Below are 20785 nucleotides of genomic sequence, written 5' to 3'. Positions count from 1 at the left end.
AAATTTTAGTTTAATTTGGTAATAACCTAACCTCTGAGGAATTTTTCATGGAACTCACTTTAGGTCTAGTTGCAATTGCATCTGCTATCTTGATCGCTTTCGGTGCTTTAGGTACTGCGATTGGTTTTGGTCTTTTGGGCGGTCGCTTCCTGGAAGCTGTTGCTCGTCAACCAGAATTGGCTCCACAACTTCAAACTCGTATGTTCTTAATCGCGGGTCTTCTTGATGCTGTGCCTATGATCGGTGTTGGTATTGGCTTGTTCTTCATCTTCGCTAATCCATTTGTAGGTTAATAGCTTAATTCCTAAATCCACATATTGAGGAATAGCGAAATGAATATCAACCTCACATTGATTGGCCAGGCAATTGCATTTGCGATGTTCGTCGCATTCTGCATGAAGTTTGTTTGGCCACCACTAATCAATGCGATTAGTGAGCGTCAGCGTAAAATTGCTGATGGCTTAAACGCTGCTGAGAAAGCCAAGTCTGACCTTGCCGATGCGCAAGCACAGGTTAAGGCGGAACTGGATGCGGCGAAAGCACAAGCGGCTCAATTGATCGAACAAGCGAACCGTCGTGCAGCACAATTGGTAGAAGAAGCGCGTACCCAGGCATCTGCTGAAGGTGAACGTATCCGTCAACAGGCGAAAGAAACTGTTGATCAGGACATCAATGCTGCTCGCGAAGAATTACGTCAACAAGTTGCTGCCTTGGCAGTTGCTGGCGCAGAAAAAATTCTGAACCAACAAGTTGACGCAGAAGCTCATAATGCCATGCTAACGCAGCTGGCTGCTAAACTTTAAGCGAGGGAAATATGGCTGAACTCTTGACGTTGGCACGCCCATACGCTAAAGCAGCATTTGGTTTTGCCGCTGACAAAGGTAATTTGGATTCATGGTCTACATTACTTCAAAAGTTAAGTCTAATGATGTTGGATCACGACTTCTCTGCATACATCAATCAACCTAGATTCACAGATGTTGATAGAGTAAATGCTATATGGGAAGTTATTGGTGATAAACACTCCCAATCAGTGAAGAACTTTATTACTGAACTTTCTCGTAATGATCGTTTAGCTTTATTACCTGCTATCTCGGCAGAGTATGAACAGCTTAAATCGCAGAACAACAACACGGTGGAAGTGGAGATTGAATCTGCTTTCCCATTAGATGCGACCCAAGAGCATATTTTGGCTCATGCGCTTGAAAAACGTTTTAACAAAACTGTTCATGTGACTGTTAGCGTTAATCCAGCGTTGATCGCAGGTGTTGTGATTCGTGCAGGCGACCAAGTGATAGATGACTCTGCGCTTAACAAGCTTGAAAAAATGCGGACTCGTCTTCTTGCCTAACAGCAAAAAGACTGAACTTAAAAAAGATTGAGGAATAGCGCAATGCAACAACTGAATCCATCCGAGATCAGTGCGCTCATTAAACAGCGTATCGGCGATCTGGACACCAGCGCGACCGCTAAGAATGAAGGTACCATCGTCATGGTATCTGACGGTATCGTGCGTATTCACGGTCTTGCGGATGCAATGTACGGTGAAATGATCGAATTCGACGGCGGCTTATTTGGTATGGCACTGAACCTAGAACAGGATTCAGTGGGTGCCGTTGTTTTAGGTAACTACCTAAGCCTGCAAGAAGGTCAAAAAGCTCGCTGTACTGGTCGCGTATTAGAAGTTCCAGTTGGTCCTGAACTTCTTGGCCGTGTCGTAGACGCTTTGGGTAACCCAATTGATGGCAAAGGCCCAATTGATGCAAAACTGACTGATGCTGTTGAAAAAGTGGCACCAGGTGTAATTTGGCGTCAGTCTGTCGACGAACCTGTTCAAACTGGTTATAAATCAGTTGATACCATGATTCCTGTAGGTCGTGGTCAGCGTGAGTTGATTATTGGTGACCGTCAAACTGGTAAAACAGCAATGGCGATCGATGCGATCATCGCTCAGAAAAACTCTGGCATTAAATGTGTATACGTTGCGATTGGTCAAAAACAATCAACAATTGCAAACGTGGTGCGCAAGCTGGAAGAAACTGGCGCTATGGCGTATACAACTGTTGTCGCAGCTGCGGCCGCTGATCCTGCAGCAATGCAGTATTTGGCTCCGTACTCTGGCTGTACAATGGGTGAATACTTCCGTGACCGCGGTGAAGATGCGTTAATCATTTATGATGATTTGTCTAAGCAAGCTGTTGCTTACCGTCAAATTTCATTATTGTTACGTCGTCCACCAGGTCGTGAAGCGTATCCAGGTGACGTATTCTATCTTCACTCACGTCTTCTTGAGCGTGCTTCTCGCGTTTCAGCTGATTATGTTGAGAAATTCACGAATGGCGCAGTAACAGGTCAAACTGGTTCTTTAACTGCATTGCCAATCATTGAAACTCAAGCGGGTGACGTATCTGCATTCGTACCAACCAACGTAATTTCGATTACTGACGGTCAGATCTTCCTGGAAACATCATTATTCAACGCAGGTATTCGTCCTGCTGTGAACGCGGGTATCTCTGTATCCCGTGTTGGTGGTTCAGCTCAGACCAAGATCATCAAAAAATTGTCTGGTGGTATCCGTACCGCTTTAGCACAATACCGTGAATTGGCTGCGTTTGCTCAGTTTGCTTCTGACCTTGATGAAGCAACCCGTAAGCAACTTGAGCATGGTCAACGTGTAACTGAGTTAATGAAGCAAAAACAATATGCTCCATACTCAATTGCTGACCAGGCTGTTTCTGTATATGCATCTAACGAAGGCTACATGGCTGACGTAGAAGTGAAGAAGATCGTAGACTTTGATGCTGCGTTAATCTCTTACTTCCGTTCTGAACATGCTGCGTTGATGCAACAGATCGATGAAACTGGTGATTACAACAAAGACATCGAAGCAGCATTCAAAGCAGGTATTGAGAGCTTCAAAGCGACTCAAACTTACTAAGTTAAGCTTTAGTTAAGTTTGGTTCACGGATCAACCTTCGGAAGCTCGAAAGGGCTTTCGAATACTAGGTTAAGCGTATGGCAAATTTAAAAGAAATTCGCGCCAAAGTAGCTAGTATCAAGAGCACGCAAAAGATTACTCGCGCGATGCAAATGGTAGCTGCTTCTAAAATGCGTCGTGCGCAAGAGCGCATGGCTCAGGGCCGTCCGTATGCCGATAATATGCGCCGTGTAATTGCTCACCTGGTACAAGCGAACCCTGAATACAAACACCGTTATATGGTTGACCGCCCAGTTAAGCGTGTTGGCTATATCGTGGTGTCTTCAGATCGTGGCTTGGCAGGTGGCTTGAACATTAACTTGTTCAAGAAAGTTGTGCAGCATGTCAAAGCACAGCAACAGCAGTCAATTGAAGTTGAATTTGCTTTGATTGGTCAAAAAGCGGTTTCGTTTTTTAAGAATTACGGCGGTAAGGTGCTTGGTGCAACCACCCAACTTGGCGATGCGCCGAGTTTGGAACAGTTGACTGGCTCAGTACAGGTGATGCTTGACGCATTTGACAAGGGCGAGCTGGATCGTATCTACCTCGTGTCAAATGGTTTCGTCAATGCGATGACCCAGCAGCCTAAAGTGGAACAACTTGTTCCTTTGGCACCAGCACAAGCAGGCGATGATCTCAACCGTACTTATGGTTGGGACTATATCTACGAACCAGAAGCAGAAGTATTGTTGAATGGTTTGTTGGTTCGCTATATCGAGTCTATGGTTTATCAAGGTGTGATTGAAAACGTTGCATGTGAGCAGTCAGCTCGTATGGTCGCGATGAAAGCGGCGACAGACAACGCAGGACAATTGATTAAAGACCTACAGCTCATTTACAACAAGCTGCGTCAAGCCGCGATTACTCAGGAAATTTCCGAGATCGTTGGCGGTGCCGCTGCCGTTTAACATTATTAGTTTGAATTGAGGAGACAGCAATGAGTAGCGGTCGTATCATTCAGATCATCGGCGCGGTTATCGACGTCGAGTTTGAGCGCAATAGCGTTCCTAAGATCTATGACGCTCTCCAAGTTGACGGTACTGAAACTACACTAGAAGTTCAGCAACAGCTTGGCGATGGTGTTGTTCGTACCATCGCAATGGGTTCTACAGAAGGTCTTAAACGTGGTCTTAATGTAACCAGTACAAATGCACCGATTTCTGTTCCAGTTGGCCCAGCTACGCTTGGTCGTATCATGGACGTTTTAGGTCGCCCGATTGATGAAGCAGGTCCTGTAGCGACTGAAACGCGTTTGCCAATTCACCGTCAAGCGCCTTCTTATGCTGAACAAGCAGCTTCTACTGACCTTTTGGAAACTGGTATTAAAGTCATTGACTTGCTTTGCCCGTTTGCGAAAGGTGGTAAAGTTGGTCTGTTCGGTGGTGCGGGTGTTGGTAAAACCGTTAACATGATGGAGTTGATCAACAACATCGCGAAAGCTCACTCAGGTTTATCTGTGTTTGCTGGTGTTGGTGAGCGTACTCGTGAAGGTAACGACTTCTATCACGAAATGAAAGATTCTAACGTTCTTGACAAGGTAGCCATGGTCTACGGTCAGATGAACGAGCCACCAGGTAACCGTTTACGCGTAGCGTTGACTGGCCTGACCATGGCTGAATACTTCCGTGATGAAAAAGACGAAAATGGTAAAGGTCGTGACGTATTATTATTCGTCGACAACATCTACCGTTATACACTTGCAGGTACTGAAGTATCAGCATTGTTAGGTCGTATGCCATCTGCGGTAGGTTACCAGCCGACACTTGCAGAGGAAATGGGTGTTCTTCAAGAGCGTATTACATCGACTAAATCTGGTTCGATCACTTCGATCCAGGCGGTATATGTACCTGCCGATGACTTAACAGATCCATCACCTGCAACAACGTTTGCCCACTTGGACGCAACTGTTGTATTGAGCCGTGACATCGCATCTTCTGGTATTTATCCAGCGATCGATCCACTTGACTCAACTTCACGTCAGCTAGACCCATTGGTTGTTGGTCAAGAGCACTATGAAATTGCACGTTCTGTACAGAACGTATTGCAACGTTATAAAGAGCTTAAAGACATCATCGCAATCCTGGGTATGGATGAATTGGCTGAAGAAGATAAACTGGTTGTTTACCGTGCACGTAAAATCCAGCGTTTCTTCTCTCAACCGTTCCACGTAGCTGAAGTGTTTACTGGCGCGCCTGGTAAACTAGTACCACTTAAAGAAACGATTCGTGGCTTTAAAGGTCTATTAGCTGGTGAATACGACCACATCCCAGAACAAGCGTTCTATATGGTTGGTGGTATTGACGAAGTGATTGCTAAAGCCGAGAAACTTTAATTAGCAACTCTAATTTAAGGAGATTCTCATGGCGACTATGCAATGTGATGTTGTAAGTGTTAAAGAGTCGATTTACTCTGGACAAGTTACGATGTTGATCGCAAAAGGTGCGGGTGGTGAGCTTGGTATTTTGCCAGGACATGCGCCACTTGTGACCTTGCTCCAACCAGGACCGATTCGTGTTCAGTTGGAAAATGGTACAGAAGAAATTGTTTATGTATCAGGCGGTGTGCTGGAAGTTCAGCCTCATGTTGTGACCGTGCTTGCAGATACTGCAATCCGCGCTGACAACTTAGATGAAGCAGCAATTTTGGAAGCTCGTAAACAAGCTGAACAATTGCTTGCCAATCAAAAGAGTGACTTGGACTCAGCTGCTGCACTGGCATCTCTATCAGAGATTTCAGGTCAGCTTGAAACTATCCGTAAGATGAAAAACCGTGCATTATAATTTGCTGGTTTGACATTGAGAAAGCCACCGTAAGGTGGCTTTTTTATTGTTTGAAAACATACTAAGATGGATGTTTAGAAATTATTTAAAGACAATTTAAATTCTAGATAACCAGTAAATTTGATAAGAAGTTGATTAGGAAAAGTATGTTAGCAAGCAATGTCTTAAAGTTGCGTCTGGATCGCATTGAACAGCAAGGACATCATTTATCTGCCAAAGATCAATTGAAGCTTGTAACACTTGAGCAGCCTGAACTCACTGCTGGTTTATACACGCATCTATTCCACATTGCCCTGCCTAAAAGCTGGGATTTTCCGCACAACACGGCTGAAGAAATTAATTGCTCCCTACGCCTGATCAAGTTGATCAATCAGGTGTTTATTCCTGCCTACTCACAACATGCCCATCGTTATGCCTGGTTTGAACAGGGCCTTGCCTTTAGTTTGCAGTATGCGGATGAGCAATATAATGCTCAGGCTTTGGATGGGCTGTTGTCACATCTGGCAAAGTGTAAGGACAGTCCCCTAAAACTAAGCATCCTGAAACAGTTGCATGATGAATATGACGACATCAAGATAAAACTTGCGCTGGCTAAGCTATATCAACATTTTGAAGAATGGTCGGTTGCCATTGAAATGTATCATGCTTTATTCGCGCAGCAGTCGTTACAACCTGAGCATGTGCATTATGATTTTATTGAGTGCCTGTTAAATCGAAATGGCTACCTGAATGAACAGGGCAACAGTGATGTGGTTGAGGCATTGCAACGCTTGGGACAATTGGATCATATCCAGCAACAGGCAAGGTATGAACAGCTTACCAGTCGTACAGTTGCCTTAATGTTGCCTGAGACATTACAGACAAACTTCACTGATTCAACCCAGCCCTTGCTGGACATACAGCAAAAACTAAAGTTTGTTGGGTATTCCCTGAATCACTGGCTGGCAGCCAGCGAATTTATCATTCCTTATTACAAGCATGTGATCGAGTCTGCTCCAAAATTATTAAACAACCACGATGTGGTGATGCATCTGGATCGGCATAAGGTGGCTAATACAGCTTTACAGCGTATCCTGACAGGGCGTGAGCTCAAACTGGTGAGTGGGGTGAATGCTGCCAATTATAGTCTGGGCTTTATCTGGAATTATTTACAGATCAATCCCTTGGTGCTGGATGCGCTGGTTGCGGCATCAAAGGGAAATCCAGATGCATTCTATAACCTAAAACAGATCCCCGCGCCTGATTATGATCATGAGGCAGCCTTGTCGCGTGTTTCATCCTATCTTGCCAAACAGCAGGTGGCCTACAACCTGAGTCAGCAGGGGCATACCATTGAGTTTGCGGAACATTCACATTTGGCGGGTTTTGACCTGATTGTGGATGGCACGCCGATGCAGGTGAAATGCACGATGGATGTGGAGGCGATCGAGAAGTTCGCACAAAACCATCCGCATATTGCGATTGTGGTCAATATTGAGCTGGCACATCTACAGGAAAAATATCCCTCGGTTTTTGCCGATTTGGCCTTGAGTTATGAATCGGTGCAAAGAACCGCCCAAGCCAGCCTACAACATTTGGCAGGCATGGATGATTTCCTACCCATTCCTCTGATGAATACTGGATTTGCGGTTTATCGCAATTTTGGTTCATCCCAAAGCAAGGCAATATCCCGTCCTTATTTGCAGTATAAGCCGTCTGGTTCAGTCATGAAGAATAGTCTGGCAATTGGTGCGGCGATTGGTGGAATTGTTTCAGGTTCAATTGGGGCTTTTGTGGTGGGTGGACTGGCAGTGTATCGTACATGGCGAGTCCAGAAGATCGAGCAGCGTAAGCCAGCCCAGGAAAAACAGCAGTTGTTACTGCAATGCCAGCAGGTCATGGAGCTGTTGATTGATTTTGCGGAGTGGTTTAGCCAGAATCTGTTAAAGTACCGTGTTGATTTATATGCCTATCAGCTTAGGCAGATTGAAATGAAGTTGATGGGAGAAATCCCAGAAGCGGCAATTTCCACCACCTTGTTTGCCTATAAGTTTGAAGCACATCAACGGGCAATGAAGCTTTATGAGTGGATGCAAAAGCAGCTTAGCCATGACAATCCAAAGCAAAGGGCACAGGCAGGATGGGTGGCCTTGGCGCAGTCAAACCAGTTTATGTCGATTGAACTCAAACAGCGTGTAACCCAGTTGAATATTGAGCTGGAAAAATATAAGCAGATGACCCAGCATGGCTTACAGCTATCCAACCTGAGCAAACAGGCGGGTCATCATTTTAAACCTGCCTATCCAGTGCAATAGCTCTAGGTGTTTGCATTTTCAGAATTGGCTTGCTTGCCCAGAACCAGCGTTGTGAGTTTGACCATATCCATTTGAATGGTGTTGAATTGTTTTTCAATTTTTGCAAAGTCTAGCTGGGCAATGTCCAGTTGACCATGCAGCAAGGGCATGCTTAGAAGTTGCTGGTTGGCCGTAAGCAGACTCTGGCGAATCTGGTCAACCTCATTACTTTTTAGGTTTAGTGAAAGTAAAGTGTCATGCAGTCCGTGTAATTCCTGCTTAAGCTCACCTGTGGTATGTTGCAACTGCTGAACATTTTGATCCTGAATCGCCTGTTCAAGACTGCTTTGCGACTGTTTTAACAGGGCCACATAATCATCGGTTTCAAGCTGCAACTTTGCAATATCGCGTGCGATGTTGAGCATATTGCCACGACTCAGGTTTTGGGTGTCCTGCGCCTTGATCATTTCGGTGCTGTTATCCTCATTGATTGTTGTGGCAGGCTGTTCAAATTCAGACGCTTGTTCCACCTGCTGATTGTCATGGGGAACTTGATCACAGCCTGTCAGTGTAAATGCAGCAACAAGTGTCACGGCTGAAAGAATGGCTTTGATTGACAGATTTTTCATCATGGCTGAACCGCACCAAAATATGTGAAAAACGTCACTATAATGAAAAAATATGAATAAAAAAGTGATTTTTGTAAGGCTTTACATTTTACATAAAAAAGAGCGCACAAGGCGCTCTTGTAATTGTTCTGAATTATTTAGTCAGCTCAGCTTCAATCGCACTGACAATACGTTCGTCATCGGCAGTAATGTCTGGTGCAAAACGCGCAACGACTTCGCCATTCTTATTGACGAGGAATTTTTCAAAGTTCCACAACACTTCAGGTGGGTTGTTTGGGGTTAAACCATAGTCCACAAGGTCTTTCCACCACGGACCCTCACCCGTACGTTCAGGAATCGCCTGAGTCAGTCTCTGGTAAAGTGGATGCTTGTCATCACCTGCAACAGAGATTTTGGCGAAAAGTGGGAAATGCACGTCATAGTTGAGAGAGCAGAACTGTTCAATCTCATCGTTTGTGCCTGGTTCTTGCTCTAAGAAGTTATTGGCTGGGAAACCGAGAATTTCCAGCCCCTGATCTTTTTTGGCCTGATAAAGTTTTTCCAAACCCTCATATTGTGGTGTCAAACCACATTTTGATGCAACGTTGACGATCAATAGGACTTTACCCTGATATTGATCAAGATCAACGTCCTGACCCTTAATGTCCTTAACTGGAATGTGGTAAACCGATTGGCTCATGTGATTATCCTAATTTGTTGTTGTACAAGACCTGTTTGTTTTAACTGCTATTCAGCCAGAGTGCAATGCTGTTGAGATGAATCCATACAAATAATCCATAAAAACAGCGCGTTCTTTAAATGGAGGCATTTTTAAGCTGGATGGGAGTCTGGCCTGTATAGCGTTTAAAGAACTCAATAAAGCTGGAACTGTGGTGGTAGCCTAAGGCAAATGCCAGTTGCTTGATGGTCATGCCCTGACGAATCTGGTTGATGGCAAAGATGATCTTGGCCCGATTGCGCCATTCAGACAGCGAAAGCTGCAACTCCTGCTGGCTTAGGCGCAAAACATGACGCTCACTCACGGCAAAGTCCTGTAGTACCTGCTGGAGGCTGGCATTAAATAAATCGGGATTAGAAAGTTTTTCCAGAATCGGCGACAAGACTGGATGGGTGCTTTGCGGTAAATAATGTGAATAAGCAGGCGCTTGTCTCAATTGGTCAAACAACACCTGTAGCAAGTGTTCAAGGTATTCAGGTCGCGTATCCTGTTTCTTCTGTTCCAGAATCTGTACCACCAAGGCACGGAAAAAGGGTTCAATACTAAAGCAACGGCACACATCACCTAAATATTGTCCGAATTTTGGATGCAAACGAATACAGATATAGTGGATTTCATGTTCGACGGGAAGCGACTGATGTTCAGTACGCGGTGGCAACCATAGTCCATAACTGGGCGGAGAAAGATAGTATTGCCCCTCAATGTCAAATTCCAGCGTACCATTTAAACTAAAATTGAAATCGCCCCAGAGTGAGGAATGTGGACTGACAATATCATCCTTTTGGTACAGAAATTCATGCACTTCTATACCATTCAGAAAGGGAAATTGCTCAGCATCATCATGCTTCATCTGGGTGCCCATTTTAGTTTTCGCAGGTGACTTTAGGGTTGTTCAGGCCTTTTGCCAGGGTAAAGATACTCATCAAGGCCAAGGCAACAAAACTGATTACCCCATAAATTAAGATATTTTCATTGAAATGATCAACCACATATCCGCCCAGTAACGAGCCTGTCGCAATCATCACCTGAAACATCCCCACAAACAGCGGCATGCCTTTCTCAACGGCATGTGGTGCATGCACAAACATCCAGATGTTGGCGGCTGTTGGGAAAGCCCCGAATGCAAAGCCCCATAGGGCGGTGAGTACAATCGCACCAAATTCATGCACCGCAAATACAGGAAAGCCAAAGAACACAATCGCAAAACAGATGCTGACAAAGGCCAGGGTATAGCGCACATTGAGGTTGCCACTATAGCCTGCAAAGGCATTGCCAAAAATACCTGCAATCCCATAAAGCAACAGCAGCGAGCTAATGGTGGTGCCATTGAATCCCGCAATATTTTTAAAGAATGGTGCCAGATAACTATAGGCACAGAAATGCGCCAAGCCGATCAGCAGCACGATCAGCATGCCACTGCGTGCCTTGGGTGTGCGTAACAATGCGGGCAGGTCTCGAAAGTGGATGGCTGAATCAGGTTTTAATTCAGGCAGAAAGATAAATTGCAGCACCAGCACAATCAGTCCAATGGCCGCAGTGATACCAAAGGTACTGCGCCAGCCGTAGAACTCACTGAGCCAGGTGCCAATTGGAACACCTAGAACAGTGGCAAAGGTGACACCTGCCATCACCACAGCAGTGGCTTTGGCAATGGGTAAATGTGATGGCGCAAGCTTGCCACTGAGGGCAATCGCGGTGGCCCAGAATCCACCAATTGAAATGCCCAGCACCAGACGGCTGAGTAACAATACATGAAAACTATCGGCAAAGGCGGTGATGGTATTGGCAATCACCATAATCGCCGTGAGCAGGATCACCACATAGCGACGATCAAGCTGCTTGACTGAAATGGGAAGTAGCGGCGCGGCAATTGCAGCCATCACCCCAGGCAGGGTGATGATCAGGCCTGCTGTACCCACAGAAATGTTCAGGTCTGTTGCCACACTATTCAGTACACCAACGGGCAGGAATTCACTGGTGACCAGTGCAAAGGCACCAATAGCCACTGCCAGTATGGCAAACCAGCTACCTTGTGTCTGGGTGGAATCTATGGGTCGAATTTCGGAAGTGGGAGAATGTTCCATAATAATTTCCTGATTTGCCCATCATCTGGCAAAAGGGCTAAAGAATAGGTTAAAATTTTATAACGATCGCTATAAAATAAAATAGTTGATAAAAATTGCTGCGTCAATTAATTTAATAATGATCGTTATGAAAATAATTGTGACCCTTATGACAAATGCATCTGAGTCTTTAGCCGTTCCCTGTGATGACACGCAGAAAAAGAAGCGTGGCCGTCCCAAGTGCTTTAATGAGCAGCAGGCACTGGAAAAGGCGATGTTGTTGTTTTGGGAACATGGCTATGAAGCCACTTCAATGAGCGATCTCACTCAGGCGCTTGGGTTGACCGCACCGAGCCTGTACAGCAGCTTTGGGGATAAGGCAGGCCTGTTCCATAAATGCATTGATTATTATCTGGCCCATGAAGCCTGTCCCATCGAAACCATCTTTGCAGAGGCTAAAACGGCGAAAGTTGCCTTTGAGCTTTATCTGTATGACAACGTCAAGCGCTTGGCCCAGCCCAATAAACCTGCGGGTTGTATGCTGGTTGTGGCAACCATGAACTGTTCCGACAATGCACAGGAGGTACAGCAAAACATTCTGGAAAAGCGCCTGAAAACCAAACAAAAACTATTGCAACGACTTCAGCAGGGCGTTGCTGATGGCGACTTGCCAACCAGAGCGCCTATACAAGAAATGGCGGATTTCTATGCCACTGTGGTGCAGGGCCTCACCCTACAGGCACGGGATGGAGCAACAGCAGGGCAACTGCATAAGGTGGTGGAACATGCTATGCGTGTCTGGGAACTGTTTTAAAACAGGCATGTCTTAACCGCGATATAAATGTCTGAAATGCGATATTTCAATTATTTTGGACATCTTTCACAATAGGGACATTGCTGAGATATTGCGAGAATGATGATGGGTCAGTTAACAAAATATCAGAAATGGGCATTTGTATTGCCGTTGATCGCCGTATTGATTTGGTCACTGAACATTGCGGTGACCCGCTATGTTGCGGACTATATTTCTCCAGTGAGCATTAGTTTTTACCGCTGGTTGATCGCCTTTATTATTCTAACGCCGTTTATGTTGCCAAAGGTTTGGCAGCAGCGTGGGCTGATTCGTCAGTCGTTGGGTAAACTGGCAATTTTCAGTGCCTTTGGCATGGTGCTGTATCAGGGTCTTGCCTATACCGCAGCGCATTACACCACGGCCACCAACATGGGAATCGTGAATGCCTTTGTGCCGATTTTCACCATCTTTATTGCCTACTTTATTTTAAAGGATAAGCCAAATCTGTTTGCCATTCTGGGCAGCGTATTGTCCTTTGCTGGCCTGATTTACATTATCAGTCAGGGACACTTGTCGAGCCTGCTGCAACAGGGTGGACACTGGGGTGATGCCCTGATGGTGGTTGCGGTGACATTCTATGCCTTTTATGGGGTGTTCCTGAAAAAGTGGCAACTACAGATTCCTCTTATGAGCAGCCTCTATGTCCAGATTGCCTTTGCACTACTTTACCATCTGCCGTTTGTGCTCTGGTTTGGTCTGGACAGTATCAATGCCAGTAACGTCAGCAGTGTCCTGTATGCGGGTATCTTTCCATCGTTGATCGCACCATTGTTGTGGATGCTGGCAGTACAGGCGATTGGACCAAACCGTACCAGTATTTTTATGAACCTGATGCCTGTGTTTACCGCGATTATTGCCAGCCTCTGGTTGTCTGAACAATGGACGGTCTACCATAGCATTGGTGGTGTGATGATTCTGGTGGGTATTGTGATGGCACAGAAGAAAACCGTAAAAGCACCAGCCAGAATGGTTGAATCAGCTCATTAAGGTCAAAGAAGCGGTGTGTTTGTTGAAAATAAAAACAAACACACCAAAAAATTTATCTAATGATCATTCTTTCTATATGATTTACAAATATATTTTAAAGTGTGACTAAATTTGTCATCTAAAAAAAGCTGAATAAAAATAGAAATATAATTTTATTAAAATAATGAAAGTGACAAAAATGGTACGCTTTTCACATTTTTTGTTAGATAAATAATATATTTGTATAAGTTGAACAATTGTTCCATAATACCGCCCACAGCAAGCTGATTCGTTATGAGAATGAAGAAGTTGCTTAGCGAATTTGTGAACCCTCTGGATGTGATTATCCACATCCTTTTTATGCTCAGTTATCCCTATATAACTGAGCTTTTTTTTGTCTGCTCTTCACCGAATTACATGATTAATGTACTAAGCACGAATCACTTCGCCTGTGAGTGCATTTAAGATTCGGCTCGGTTGCTGGCTCAGTCCCAGATCACCCTTTAAATAATGCAGCGATGAGGCAAAGTAATCCTGTGCCTGTTGCAGGTTATGTGCAGGTGTTAAACCCGCAGGATTGGCACTGGTTGAAACAATAAAGCCACCAAAGCTGTTGCACAGCCCAACACACAGGGGATGGGTGGTCACACGTACCGCGACGAGGGGATGCTGTCCCTTAATCCAGTCTGGAATGTGCTGATCGGCAGGGAGCAGCCAGGTGGTGGCACGCTCTGTCGGCAAACGGTCGGACCAGCTTGCAATGACTTGCTGGCGAATGTCGGCTGTTAAACTTTGTAGTAAGTGTTCAACCTGATCAAGGTGCCCAGCCAGTAAAATCACCCCTTTTTCCACTGGACGATGCTTCAGTTCCAGAATGTGCTGAAACGCCTGTTCATTGAATGGATCACAGCCCAATCCCCAGACCGCTTCAGTGGGATAGGCAAGCACTTTACCCTGTTTTAAGAATTGTGCCGCTTCGGAAATGGAGGATGTGATCATGCGAAAACTGAGACTAAGGGAATGGATGTTGCTAGTTTAATGCATTGGGCGGCAACGTAAATAGCGTCCACCTTGCTGAATACATAAACCAAGCAATTCCAGTTCCATTAACTGGGCGGTGAGATCAGCAATTGATGCTGAATAGCGTTGCGCAAGTTGGTCGAGGTCTTGTCCAACCCAGTCCAGTATCTGGTAGAGTTCGATCAGGTGCGTAGGCAGGCTGGGTGGTGGAGGTGCTGTTTCTTTGGGTTCTTCAACACGTTGCTGCTGGGCTTGCCATTGGGTTGGTAAAGCCAGGTCTTCAATGATCTGTTCAGGATGGTCAACCAGGGTTGCGCCCTCCCGAATCAGTTGATGGCAACCTTGATGATGCTCGCTGTAAATGTGTCCAGGAATGGCGAAGACCATTTTGCCCTGATTTGCCGCTGCATTTGCTGTGGTGATGGAACCGCTTTTTAATGCCGCCTCCACCACCAACACGCCAAGGCTTAAGCCGCTGACAATACGGTTACGCCGTGGAAAAAACGCGGCTAAAGGCAGGGTGGCGGGCAAGAACTCAGTCACAATTGCGCCTGATTGACGAATTTCTTCGGCTAATTGTTTATGCTGGGCAGGATAAATGGTATCCAGTCCTGTGCCCATCACCGCAATGGTTCGCTGATGGGCCAAGCCACCACGATGTGCTGCCTCATCAATGCCATGTGCCAAACCACTGCTGATATAAAAGCCTTTTTCACTTAAATAATAGCCAAAGTCATAGGCCATTTGCCGTCCATGGGGGCTAGGCTTGCGACTGCCAACTACAGCAATTTGGGGTTGCAGCAGTGCCGATGCCTGTCCCTGTCCAAATAAAATCGGTGGGTGGTCTGAATAGGGCAATAGTTGGGTGGGATAGCCAATATCGTCAGGCGTTAAGATGAAGTCACTGTGTTTTTGAATGAGTTGAACGATCTGTGCAAACTGCTGCTGTCCCTGTGCAGTCTGGAATTCCTGCAAACGTTTTAAATGACTGGCATGTAGGCCAAGTTGCTGCCATTCTGTAAAGCGGTTGGGTTGAGTTGCCTGTTCACAACTGCCAAAGTGATGAAGAATTTTTTGAAAACTGGAGAGGGAATGTTGAACCAAATACCACACCAACACAGTGGCGTAGTGCTGAGGTGATAATTGATCCAACATGGGTCTTTAGGACTTAGTCGTCAAGACGAGGTGGCTTGATGTTTGAACCAATCTTGATTGGTAGCTCACTTTCCAGCACATAGGCATAGCTGATACGGTCAAAGCTCTTAAAGATCATGACGCTGCCCACATATTGTCCAGGAAGTTTAACCGTTTCCTTGGTTTTAGGGTCACGAACAGTTTCACCATCCTGATAGGTGCTGAAAACCTGTCCGATTTCAATACCATCAGCCGTACCACGGTCTACGGTCACCACACCGTTTTTCGCAGCAGTTCCAATTGAACCCATGACACGAATGATCTTGCCACCGTCTTTGACCTGACCTGCATCGGTTGGATAGAACAGGGTAGGCAGCATGGCATCCTGTTCAGCCATGACGCGGTCGCCACGACGGACTTCACCATTGTAGCTGTCGGTCAGTTCAACCGTGGTGATGTCATTTTCGTTGCGAATGGCGACACCTGAAGCCACCTGGGTCAACTCAAGGCCAAGCACCTGTTTCTTGCCTTTCTCATCCAGCACCACGTATGGTTCACCCTCACGGAACACACCATAGCGTTGACCATTTTCAAGACCCTGACCACGGACATAAACGCTCTGGCCCTTGCCTGCAAGAACACGGTTGTCTGCTGTACCCAGAATATACGGTGTGTTGGCAATCGCATCGGCTGGAAGTACCGAGGTGCGTTCCAGCCATTGCTGGATATGGGCCAATGGAATGACAGGAACGCTGTTGTTCAACGCCTCAATGCGCACCTGTGGGCGCAAGGTTGATGCGGTGTTGCCTGTATAGCGGCGGATAATGCCATCACAGCCATCACCCTCATCCTTACCAATTAAAGGTTTACCGTTCAGGCTACAGAGTAGCAGTTTGTCACCTGGATAAATCCAGTGTGGGTTTTTAACGTGCTTGTTGCTTGCCCAGATTTCAGGCCAGCGCCACGGCTTGCTTAAAAACTTGCCTGAAATGTCCCAAAGCGTATCGCCTTTTTTCACCACATAGACATGCGGTGCGCCTGCTTTCACGGACGGTGGGCTGACATTCGGGCTTGCTGCATGGGTCAGGTTGATGCTCATGCCCAATCCAGCACAAATTGCAGCGGCAATCAGTTGTTTTTTTAACCCCAAGGCATGAAATGATTGTATGCCGTTTAAAACCTTTTTCATTATCATAATTCCTAAAAATTATCTGTGTAGTTGCGCTATAATAACGACTTTACACACAATTTTTTGATCAAGCATTCCCTTCAGTTGGTTTTTTGATCAATGGCATAAGTGAGGAACAGTATGGCCTTATTACCTATTTTAAGTTTTCCTGATCCCCGTCTTCGTACCATTGCCAAGCCAGTCGAAGAAGTCACTGATGAGATTCGTCAGCTTGCAGCGGATATGTTCGAAACCATGTACGAGGCACCAGGTATAGGCTTGGCGGCGACTCAGGTTGACCAACATATCCAGCTTATTGTCATGGACCTCTCTGAAGAGAAAAACCAACCGTTGGTGTTCATTAACCCAAAAGTCACTCCACTGACTGTAGATACACAGCCTTATGAAGAAGGCTGTCTCTCCGTGCCTCAAATATACGATAAAGTTGAGCGTCCGTCACGCGTAAAAATCGAGGCAATTAACCTTGAAGGTCAAGCGTTTGAGCTGGAAGCTGACGGACTTCTCGCTGTTTGTATCCAACATGAAATGGATCACTTAAATGGCAAGCTTTTTGTTGACTATTTATCGCCATTAAAGCGACAGCGTGCACGTGAAAAAGTGGAAAAGGTGGTGCGCCAGCGCGAAAAAGAGAAAGTTGCAGTCAAACGTTAGGCTGTAACGATCATTTGAACATGCCATCCCTGTTTCGTTGTGGAATGTTGCTTGCATTTACCGCGGTCTGTTTACAGATTGCGGTTTTCCTGCAACCCCTGCTGCCGAAGCAATACCAGATCGCACCCGTCTGTGAGACCATCACCCAGGCATTGTTGCTGCCTAAAAGCCAGATGGCCGAAAGTCCAGCGCATCATGTCCATCACCACACACATCAGCTTGTACAGGCCGATGGCTCGGCACCACAGCATGACCACCACGATCCAAACCATCAATGCCAGTACTGTACCGTCTATGCCAATCTGGTATTGCCGCCTGAATTTGGCGTAAAAGAGGTGCTGGTCCGTATCCAAATCCGTTTAGTTGCTTATCAACAAGCCTTTAAGCATGTTTATTTTGCACTGCAACGGTTGTTCCTCTTGCCACAAGGGCGGGCTCCGCCACTCTTTGCATAAATTAAAACTTTATTTTCGTTAGGGTTTTTTTAGAACTCTGACCCTGTTTTATCTATGTTTTAAGAGAGACCGATGATGGCTCAACCTAAATTTTTATTACAACCGCTGACGGTTGCGATCTTGGCTGCTTCAAATACGATAATGGCGTGGGCAGAACCTGTGCAGCATGGGCAGGCGCATGTCTCACTTGCACCCATCGTGGTCACTGCACAACCACCCAATCAAGGCAATGGCTTGGTGGTTCAGGCCGATCCCAAGCAACCGATCCAGCCGATTCCTGCAACGGATGGGGCGGATTATCTACAAAGTATCATGGGCTTTAATGCCATTAAAAATGGTGGAACCAATGGGGATGTCACCTTTCGGGGCATGTTTGGTTCACGCATTAAAATTCTCACTGATGGCACAGAGAATCTGGGTGCATGTCCAGCGCGTATGGATGCACCCACTTCTTATATTCAGCCTGAAAGCTTTGACAAAATTACAGTGATTAAAGGACCTCAGACAGTTCAATATGCCAATACAGGTTCGGCTGCAACCGTTGTTTTTGAGCGCGAGCCTGAAAAGTTAACCCAGGAAAAGCCCTATCGTGGACAAGCGAGTGTGGTTGTTGGGTCTTATGGGCGGCTTGATCACAATGTCGAGGTGGCAGCGGGTGATGAAAGCAAATATGCGCGTTTAAATGCCAACCGTTCTGTGGCGGATGATTATCAGGATGGGGATGGTCAGTCGGTTCACTCAAACTGGAAACGTTGGAATGCTGACCTTGCACTGGGCTGGAAACCAACCGACGACTCATGGCTGGAACTTCGTGCTGGCAAAGGCGATGGTGAAGCCGCCTATGCAGGCCGCAGCATGGATGGTTCACAGTTCAAGCGTGAAAGTCTGGGGCTACATGCCGAACAGAACAACCTGACCGAGGTGGTTAAAAAGCTTGAGGCACAGATTGACTATAGTTATAACGACCACATCATGGATAATTTCCGTTTGCGTGCCGCACCCATGACGACAATGAATATGCATGGTATGCAGATGACTGTACCCAACAAAATGGAGATGGAGGTTGCCCGCCGTACCTTAAACTCACGTCTGGCGGTAACCACGGACTGGGACAGGTTCAGTGTGGTGTCTGGCGTGGATAGCCAGCGCAACACACATGGTGGCAACATGATCATGTATGCAATGCCAAGTATGAACTCGCCATTTGCCAATGACCTCAAGTTCCAGTCTTATGGTGCTTTTAGTGAATGGACGTACAACATTGATCCTGATCAGAAATGGGTTGCGGGTGCGCGTGTGGATCAGGTCAAGATTGACAGTTTAAAAAATGGCAAGAGTCGCAGTGATAGCAACCCAAGTGGTTTTATCCGTATCGAAAAAACCTTGCCTGAACATGGTTTCAAAACTTACGCAGGGCTGGGTTATGTGGAGCGTAGCCCAGATTTCTGGGAACTGTATAGCACCTCAACAGATCGTGGTGTTGGCTCAACCGACATGATGGGAATGACCACCTATCGCATGCTCGATAATCTGGACAACCTGAACAATGAACGTACTGCGCAGTTGGATGTTGGTTTTCAGGCAGAGCATGGCACATGGAATACTTGGGCTTCGGCTTACGCAGGTTTAATCAAGGACTTTATTTTGCTGCAATACAATGGGGCAAATGAGCGCTATCCTTTGGCACGTAATGTGGATGCAAGCATTGCAGGGGCTGAGGCAGGTATTGGCTATCAATTTAGCGATCATGTTCAGGCTGATCTGTCAGGCATGTATGCATGGGGTAAAAATACCTCTGATGGACGTCCGCTTCCCCAGATTGCGCCTTTGGAGGCACGTATAAATCTTCGCTATGTCGATGAAAAATATAGCCTAGGCTTGTTATGGCGTGCGGTTGCCAAACAGGATCGCATTAGCCTGAATGAGGGCAATGTGGTCGGTTATGACATGAATGAAAGCAAGGCATTCAACACTTTGGCCCTGAATGGGACTTATAAGCTGACGGATGCTGTTGATGTTTCGGTTGGTGTGGATAATGTGCTGAATCAAACCTACACCGAACATTTAAACAAGGCAGGCGCCTCCATGTTTGGTTATGCGGCCAGTGAACAGTTCAATAATATTGGACGTAACTACTGGATGCGGATGAGCATGAAGTTCTAACAACGTGAGTGATCAGCCCAGACCATTTTGCTGGGCTGATACAGTTCAAAAAATCGCCTTAAACAGTATATAGTTTGCGACACAAAAAACGGTAAGGGCGAAGATTTTTTGTACAGTTTTCACTGAAATTAAACCAATGGCTTTACGTCCAATCAGCATGCCGATGATACAGGCGGATACGAAGCCTAGACTGATATCGACTGGATAATGAAAACCATCCAAAACATGAATCAGAATACTAAAACCACCAATCAGGCAAATAATCAGTAAAGAGGTGGCCACAATGCTGTGCATGTCCAGGTCAGAGACCTTGCGTAAGGCGGGAACAATGACAAAGCCTCCTCCAACGCCGAGTAAACCTGTTAATAGGCCTGCAAGTATACCAATACTGCCTAAAATCGATGCTGTTTTCATGTCCCAAATCAGGCGGCCAGTGGAGGGGTTGACTTTACAGGGTGGATCAACAAAATCATCAACTTGGTTGGCAAATACGCGGTAAGCAACAATGAACATAATCAGGCTAAAAGCGACACTGAGCCATGTGGCAGGTAAAATTCCACTTAAATGCACGCCATAACGTGCGGAGGGAATACTGATGATGGCAATCCAGATGGCTGCACGATAACGTACAATCCTTTTATATAATCCCTGAACTGTGCCAACCATGGCGGATAGCGTCACCGCAAGCAAACCCACAGGGGCAGCCTGCGCCACGGTCCAGCCCTGACTCGCCATCAGCGCGGGGACAGCCAAAATCCCACCACCAGCACCCGTCATGCCAAGCAGACAGCCGATGGCGAGACCTTCCAACACCAATAACCACATGATGACCTATCCCAAGTACTCAATAGGGTACTTTTTGAAATGATGAACCTACCCAACCTGACTATATGTACAGTCAGGACAGAGATTTT

General features: G+C 46.1%; 21 protein-coding genes. 13 read left to right on the top strand and 8 right to left on the bottom strand.

Going from position 1 to position 20785, the window contains the following annotated elements; all coding sequences use genetic code 11:
- Positions 1-47 precede the first annotated feature (47 nt).
- From atpE to QLH32_RS10060, 8 genes are all read left to right on the top strand, one after another.
- Positions 48-293: a F0F1 ATP synthase subunit C gene (atpE, locus tag QLH32_RS10095; RefSeq protein WP_000424060.1), complete on the top strand. Its 246-nt coding sequence runs from the start codon at positions 48-50 to the stop codon at positions 291-293.
- Positions 294-332: 39 nt separating this feature from the next.
- Complete coding sequence (locus QLH32_RS10090) at positions 333-803, top strand: F0F1 ATP synthase subunit B (protein ID WP_283266122.1); 471 nt, start codon at positions 333-335, stop codon at positions 801-803.
- Between the two features lie 11 nt (positions 804-814).
- A complete protein-coding gene (locus tag QLH32_RS10085) occupies positions 815-1351 on the top strand; it encodes a F0F1 ATP synthase subunit delta (RefSeq protein WP_283266121.1) in 537 nt (178 codons plus the stop codon).
- Positions 1352-1393: 42 nt separating this feature from the next.
- Positions 1394-2938: a F0F1 ATP synthase subunit alpha gene (atpA, locus tag QLH32_RS10080; protein WP_004656522.1), complete on the top strand. Its 1545-nt coding sequence runs from the start codon at positions 1394-1396 to the stop codon at positions 2936-2938.
- A 77-nt stretch (positions 2939-3015) separates the two neighbouring features.
- Positions 3016-3885, top strand: coding sequence for a F0F1 ATP synthase subunit gamma (gene atpG / locus QLH32_RS10075; RefSeq protein ID WP_004674080.1), 870 nt, complete (start codon positions 3016-3018; stop codon positions 3883-3885).
- A 29-nt stretch (positions 3886-3914) separates the two neighbouring features.
- A complete protein-coding gene (atpD, locus tag QLH32_RS10070) occupies positions 3915-5309 on the top strand; it encodes a F0F1 ATP synthase subunit beta (RefSeq protein ID WP_267981791.1) in 1395 nt (464 codons plus the stop codon).
- A 28-nt stretch (positions 5310-5337) separates the two neighbouring features.
- A complete protein-coding gene (locus QLH32_RS10065) occupies positions 5338-5757 on the top strand; it encodes a F0F1 ATP synthase subunit epsilon (protein ID WP_283266120.1) in 420 nt (139 codons plus the stop codon).
- Between the two features lie 146 nt (positions 5758-5903).
- Positions 5904-8051 (top strand): hypothetical protein, encoded by a 2148-nt coding sequence (locus QLH32_RS10060; RefSeq protein ID WP_283266119.1) that lies wholly within the window; start codon positions 5904-5906, stop codon positions 8049-8051.
- A 2-nt stretch (positions 8052-8053) separates the two neighbouring features.
- On the opposite strand, the gene QLH32_RS10055 is transcribed toward QLH32_RS10060, so the two are convergent.
- The 4 genes from QLH32_RS10055 to QLH32_RS10040 all read right to left on the bottom strand — a co-directional run bounded on the left by QLH32_RS10055 (position 8054) and on the right by QLH32_RS10040 (position 11461).
- The gene (locus QLH32_RS10055; protein WP_283266118.1) at positions 8054-8662 is read right to left on the bottom strand and encodes a hypothetical protein; all 609 of its coding nucleotides are present in this window, start codon (positions 8660-8662) and stop codon (positions 8054-8056) included.
- A gap of 130 nt (positions 8663-8792) precedes the next feature.
- Complete coding sequence (locus QLH32_RS10050) at positions 8793-9338, bottom strand: glutathione peroxidase (RefSeq protein WP_283266117.1); 546 nt, start codon at positions 9336-9338, stop codon at positions 8793-8795.
- Positions 9339-9453: 115 nt separating this feature from the next.
- Positions 9454-10227, bottom strand: coding sequence for an AraC family transcriptional regulator (locus tag QLH32_RS10045; RefSeq protein WP_283266116.1), 774 nt, complete (start codon positions 10225-10227; stop codon positions 9454-9456).
- A gap of 13 nt (positions 10228-10240) precedes the next feature.
- On the bottom strand, positions 10241-11461 hold the full coding sequence (locus tag QLH32_RS10040) for an MFS transporter (RefSeq protein ID WP_283266115.1): 1221 nt from the start codon (positions 11459-11461) through the stop codon (positions 10241-10243).
- 139 nt (positions 11462-11600) lie between these two features.
- Here QLH32_RS10040 and QLH32_RS10035 point away from each other — a divergent pair, with 139 nt between their 5' ends.
- The gene (locus QLH32_RS10035; RefSeq protein WP_432442281.1) at positions 11601-12254 is read left to right on the top strand and encodes a TetR/AcrR family transcriptional regulator; all 654 of its coding nucleotides are present in this window, start codon (positions 11601-11603) and stop codon (positions 12252-12254) included.
- Positions 12255-12359: 105 nt separating this feature from the next.
- On the top strand, positions 12360-13280 hold the full coding sequence (locus QLH32_RS10030) for a DMT family transporter (RefSeq protein ID WP_283266113.1): 921 nt from the start codon (positions 12360-12362) through the stop codon (positions 13278-13280).
- A gap of 408 nt (positions 13281-13688) precedes the next feature.
- Here the strand turns inward: QLH32_RS10030 and tsaC are convergent, their stop codons facing one another.
- From tsaC to QLH32_RS10015, 3 genes are read right to left on the bottom strand one after another with little or no spacing between them, the layout of a single operon-like run.
- Positions 13689-14258, bottom strand: coding sequence for an L-threonylcarbamoyladenylate synthase type 1 TsaC (gene tsaC, locus QLH32_RS10025; RefSeq protein WP_283266112.1), 570 nt, complete (start codon positions 14256-14258; stop codon positions 13689-13691).
- A gap of 36 nt (positions 14259-14294) precedes the next feature.
- The gene (gene dprA, locus QLH32_RS10020; protein ID WP_283266111.1) at positions 14295-15434 is read right to left on the bottom strand and encodes a DNA-processing protein DprA; all 1140 of its coding nucleotides are present in this window, start codon (positions 15432-15434) and stop codon (positions 14295-14297) included.
- Positions 15435-15447: 13 nt separating this feature from the next.
- On the bottom strand, positions 15448-16602 hold the full coding sequence (locus tag QLH32_RS10015) for a LysM peptidoglycan-binding domain-containing protein (RefSeq protein ID WP_283266110.1): 1155 nt from the start codon (positions 16600-16602) through the stop codon (positions 15448-15450).
- Positions 16603-16722: 120 nt separating this feature from the next.
- On the opposite strand from QLH32_RS10015, the gene def reads away from it, so the two are divergent.
- From def to QLH32_RS10000, 3 genes are all read left to right on the top strand, one after another.
- Complete coding sequence (gene def, locus QLH32_RS10010) at positions 16723-17253, top strand: peptide deformylase (RefSeq protein WP_267981776.1); 531 nt, start codon at positions 16723-16725, stop codon at positions 17251-17253.
- Between the two features lie 20 nt (positions 17254-17273).
- Positions 17274-17708 (top strand): DUF2946 family protein, encoded by a 435-nt coding sequence (locus QLH32_RS10005; protein WP_283266109.1) that lies wholly within the window; start codon positions 17274-17276, stop codon positions 17706-17708.
- Positions 17709-17783: 75 nt separating this feature from the next.
- Complete coding sequence (locus QLH32_RS10000) at positions 17784-19871, top strand: TonB-dependent copper receptor (protein WP_283269316.1); 2088 nt, start codon at positions 17784-17786, stop codon at positions 19869-19871.
- A gap of 45 nt (positions 19872-19916) precedes the next feature.
- Here the strand turns inward: QLH32_RS10000 and QLH32_RS09995 are convergent, their stop codons facing one another.
- Positions 19917-20696, bottom strand: a complete 780-nt coding sequence (locus QLH32_RS09995; protein ID WP_283266108.1) for a sulfite exporter TauE/SafE family protein — start codon at positions 20694-20696, stop codon at positions 19917-19919.
- Positions 20697-20785: the final 89 nt, after the last annotated feature.

Source organism: Acinetobacter corruptisaponis, from assembly GCF_030053775.1.
In the GTDB taxonomy this organism is placed as follows: Bacteria; Pseudomonadota; Gammaproteobacteria; order Pseudomonadales; family Moraxellaceae; genus Acinetobacter; species Acinetobacter corruptisaponis.
Note: the sequence above shows the minus strand (reverse complement) of the source record. Positions and strands in the feature narration are given on the sequence as shown.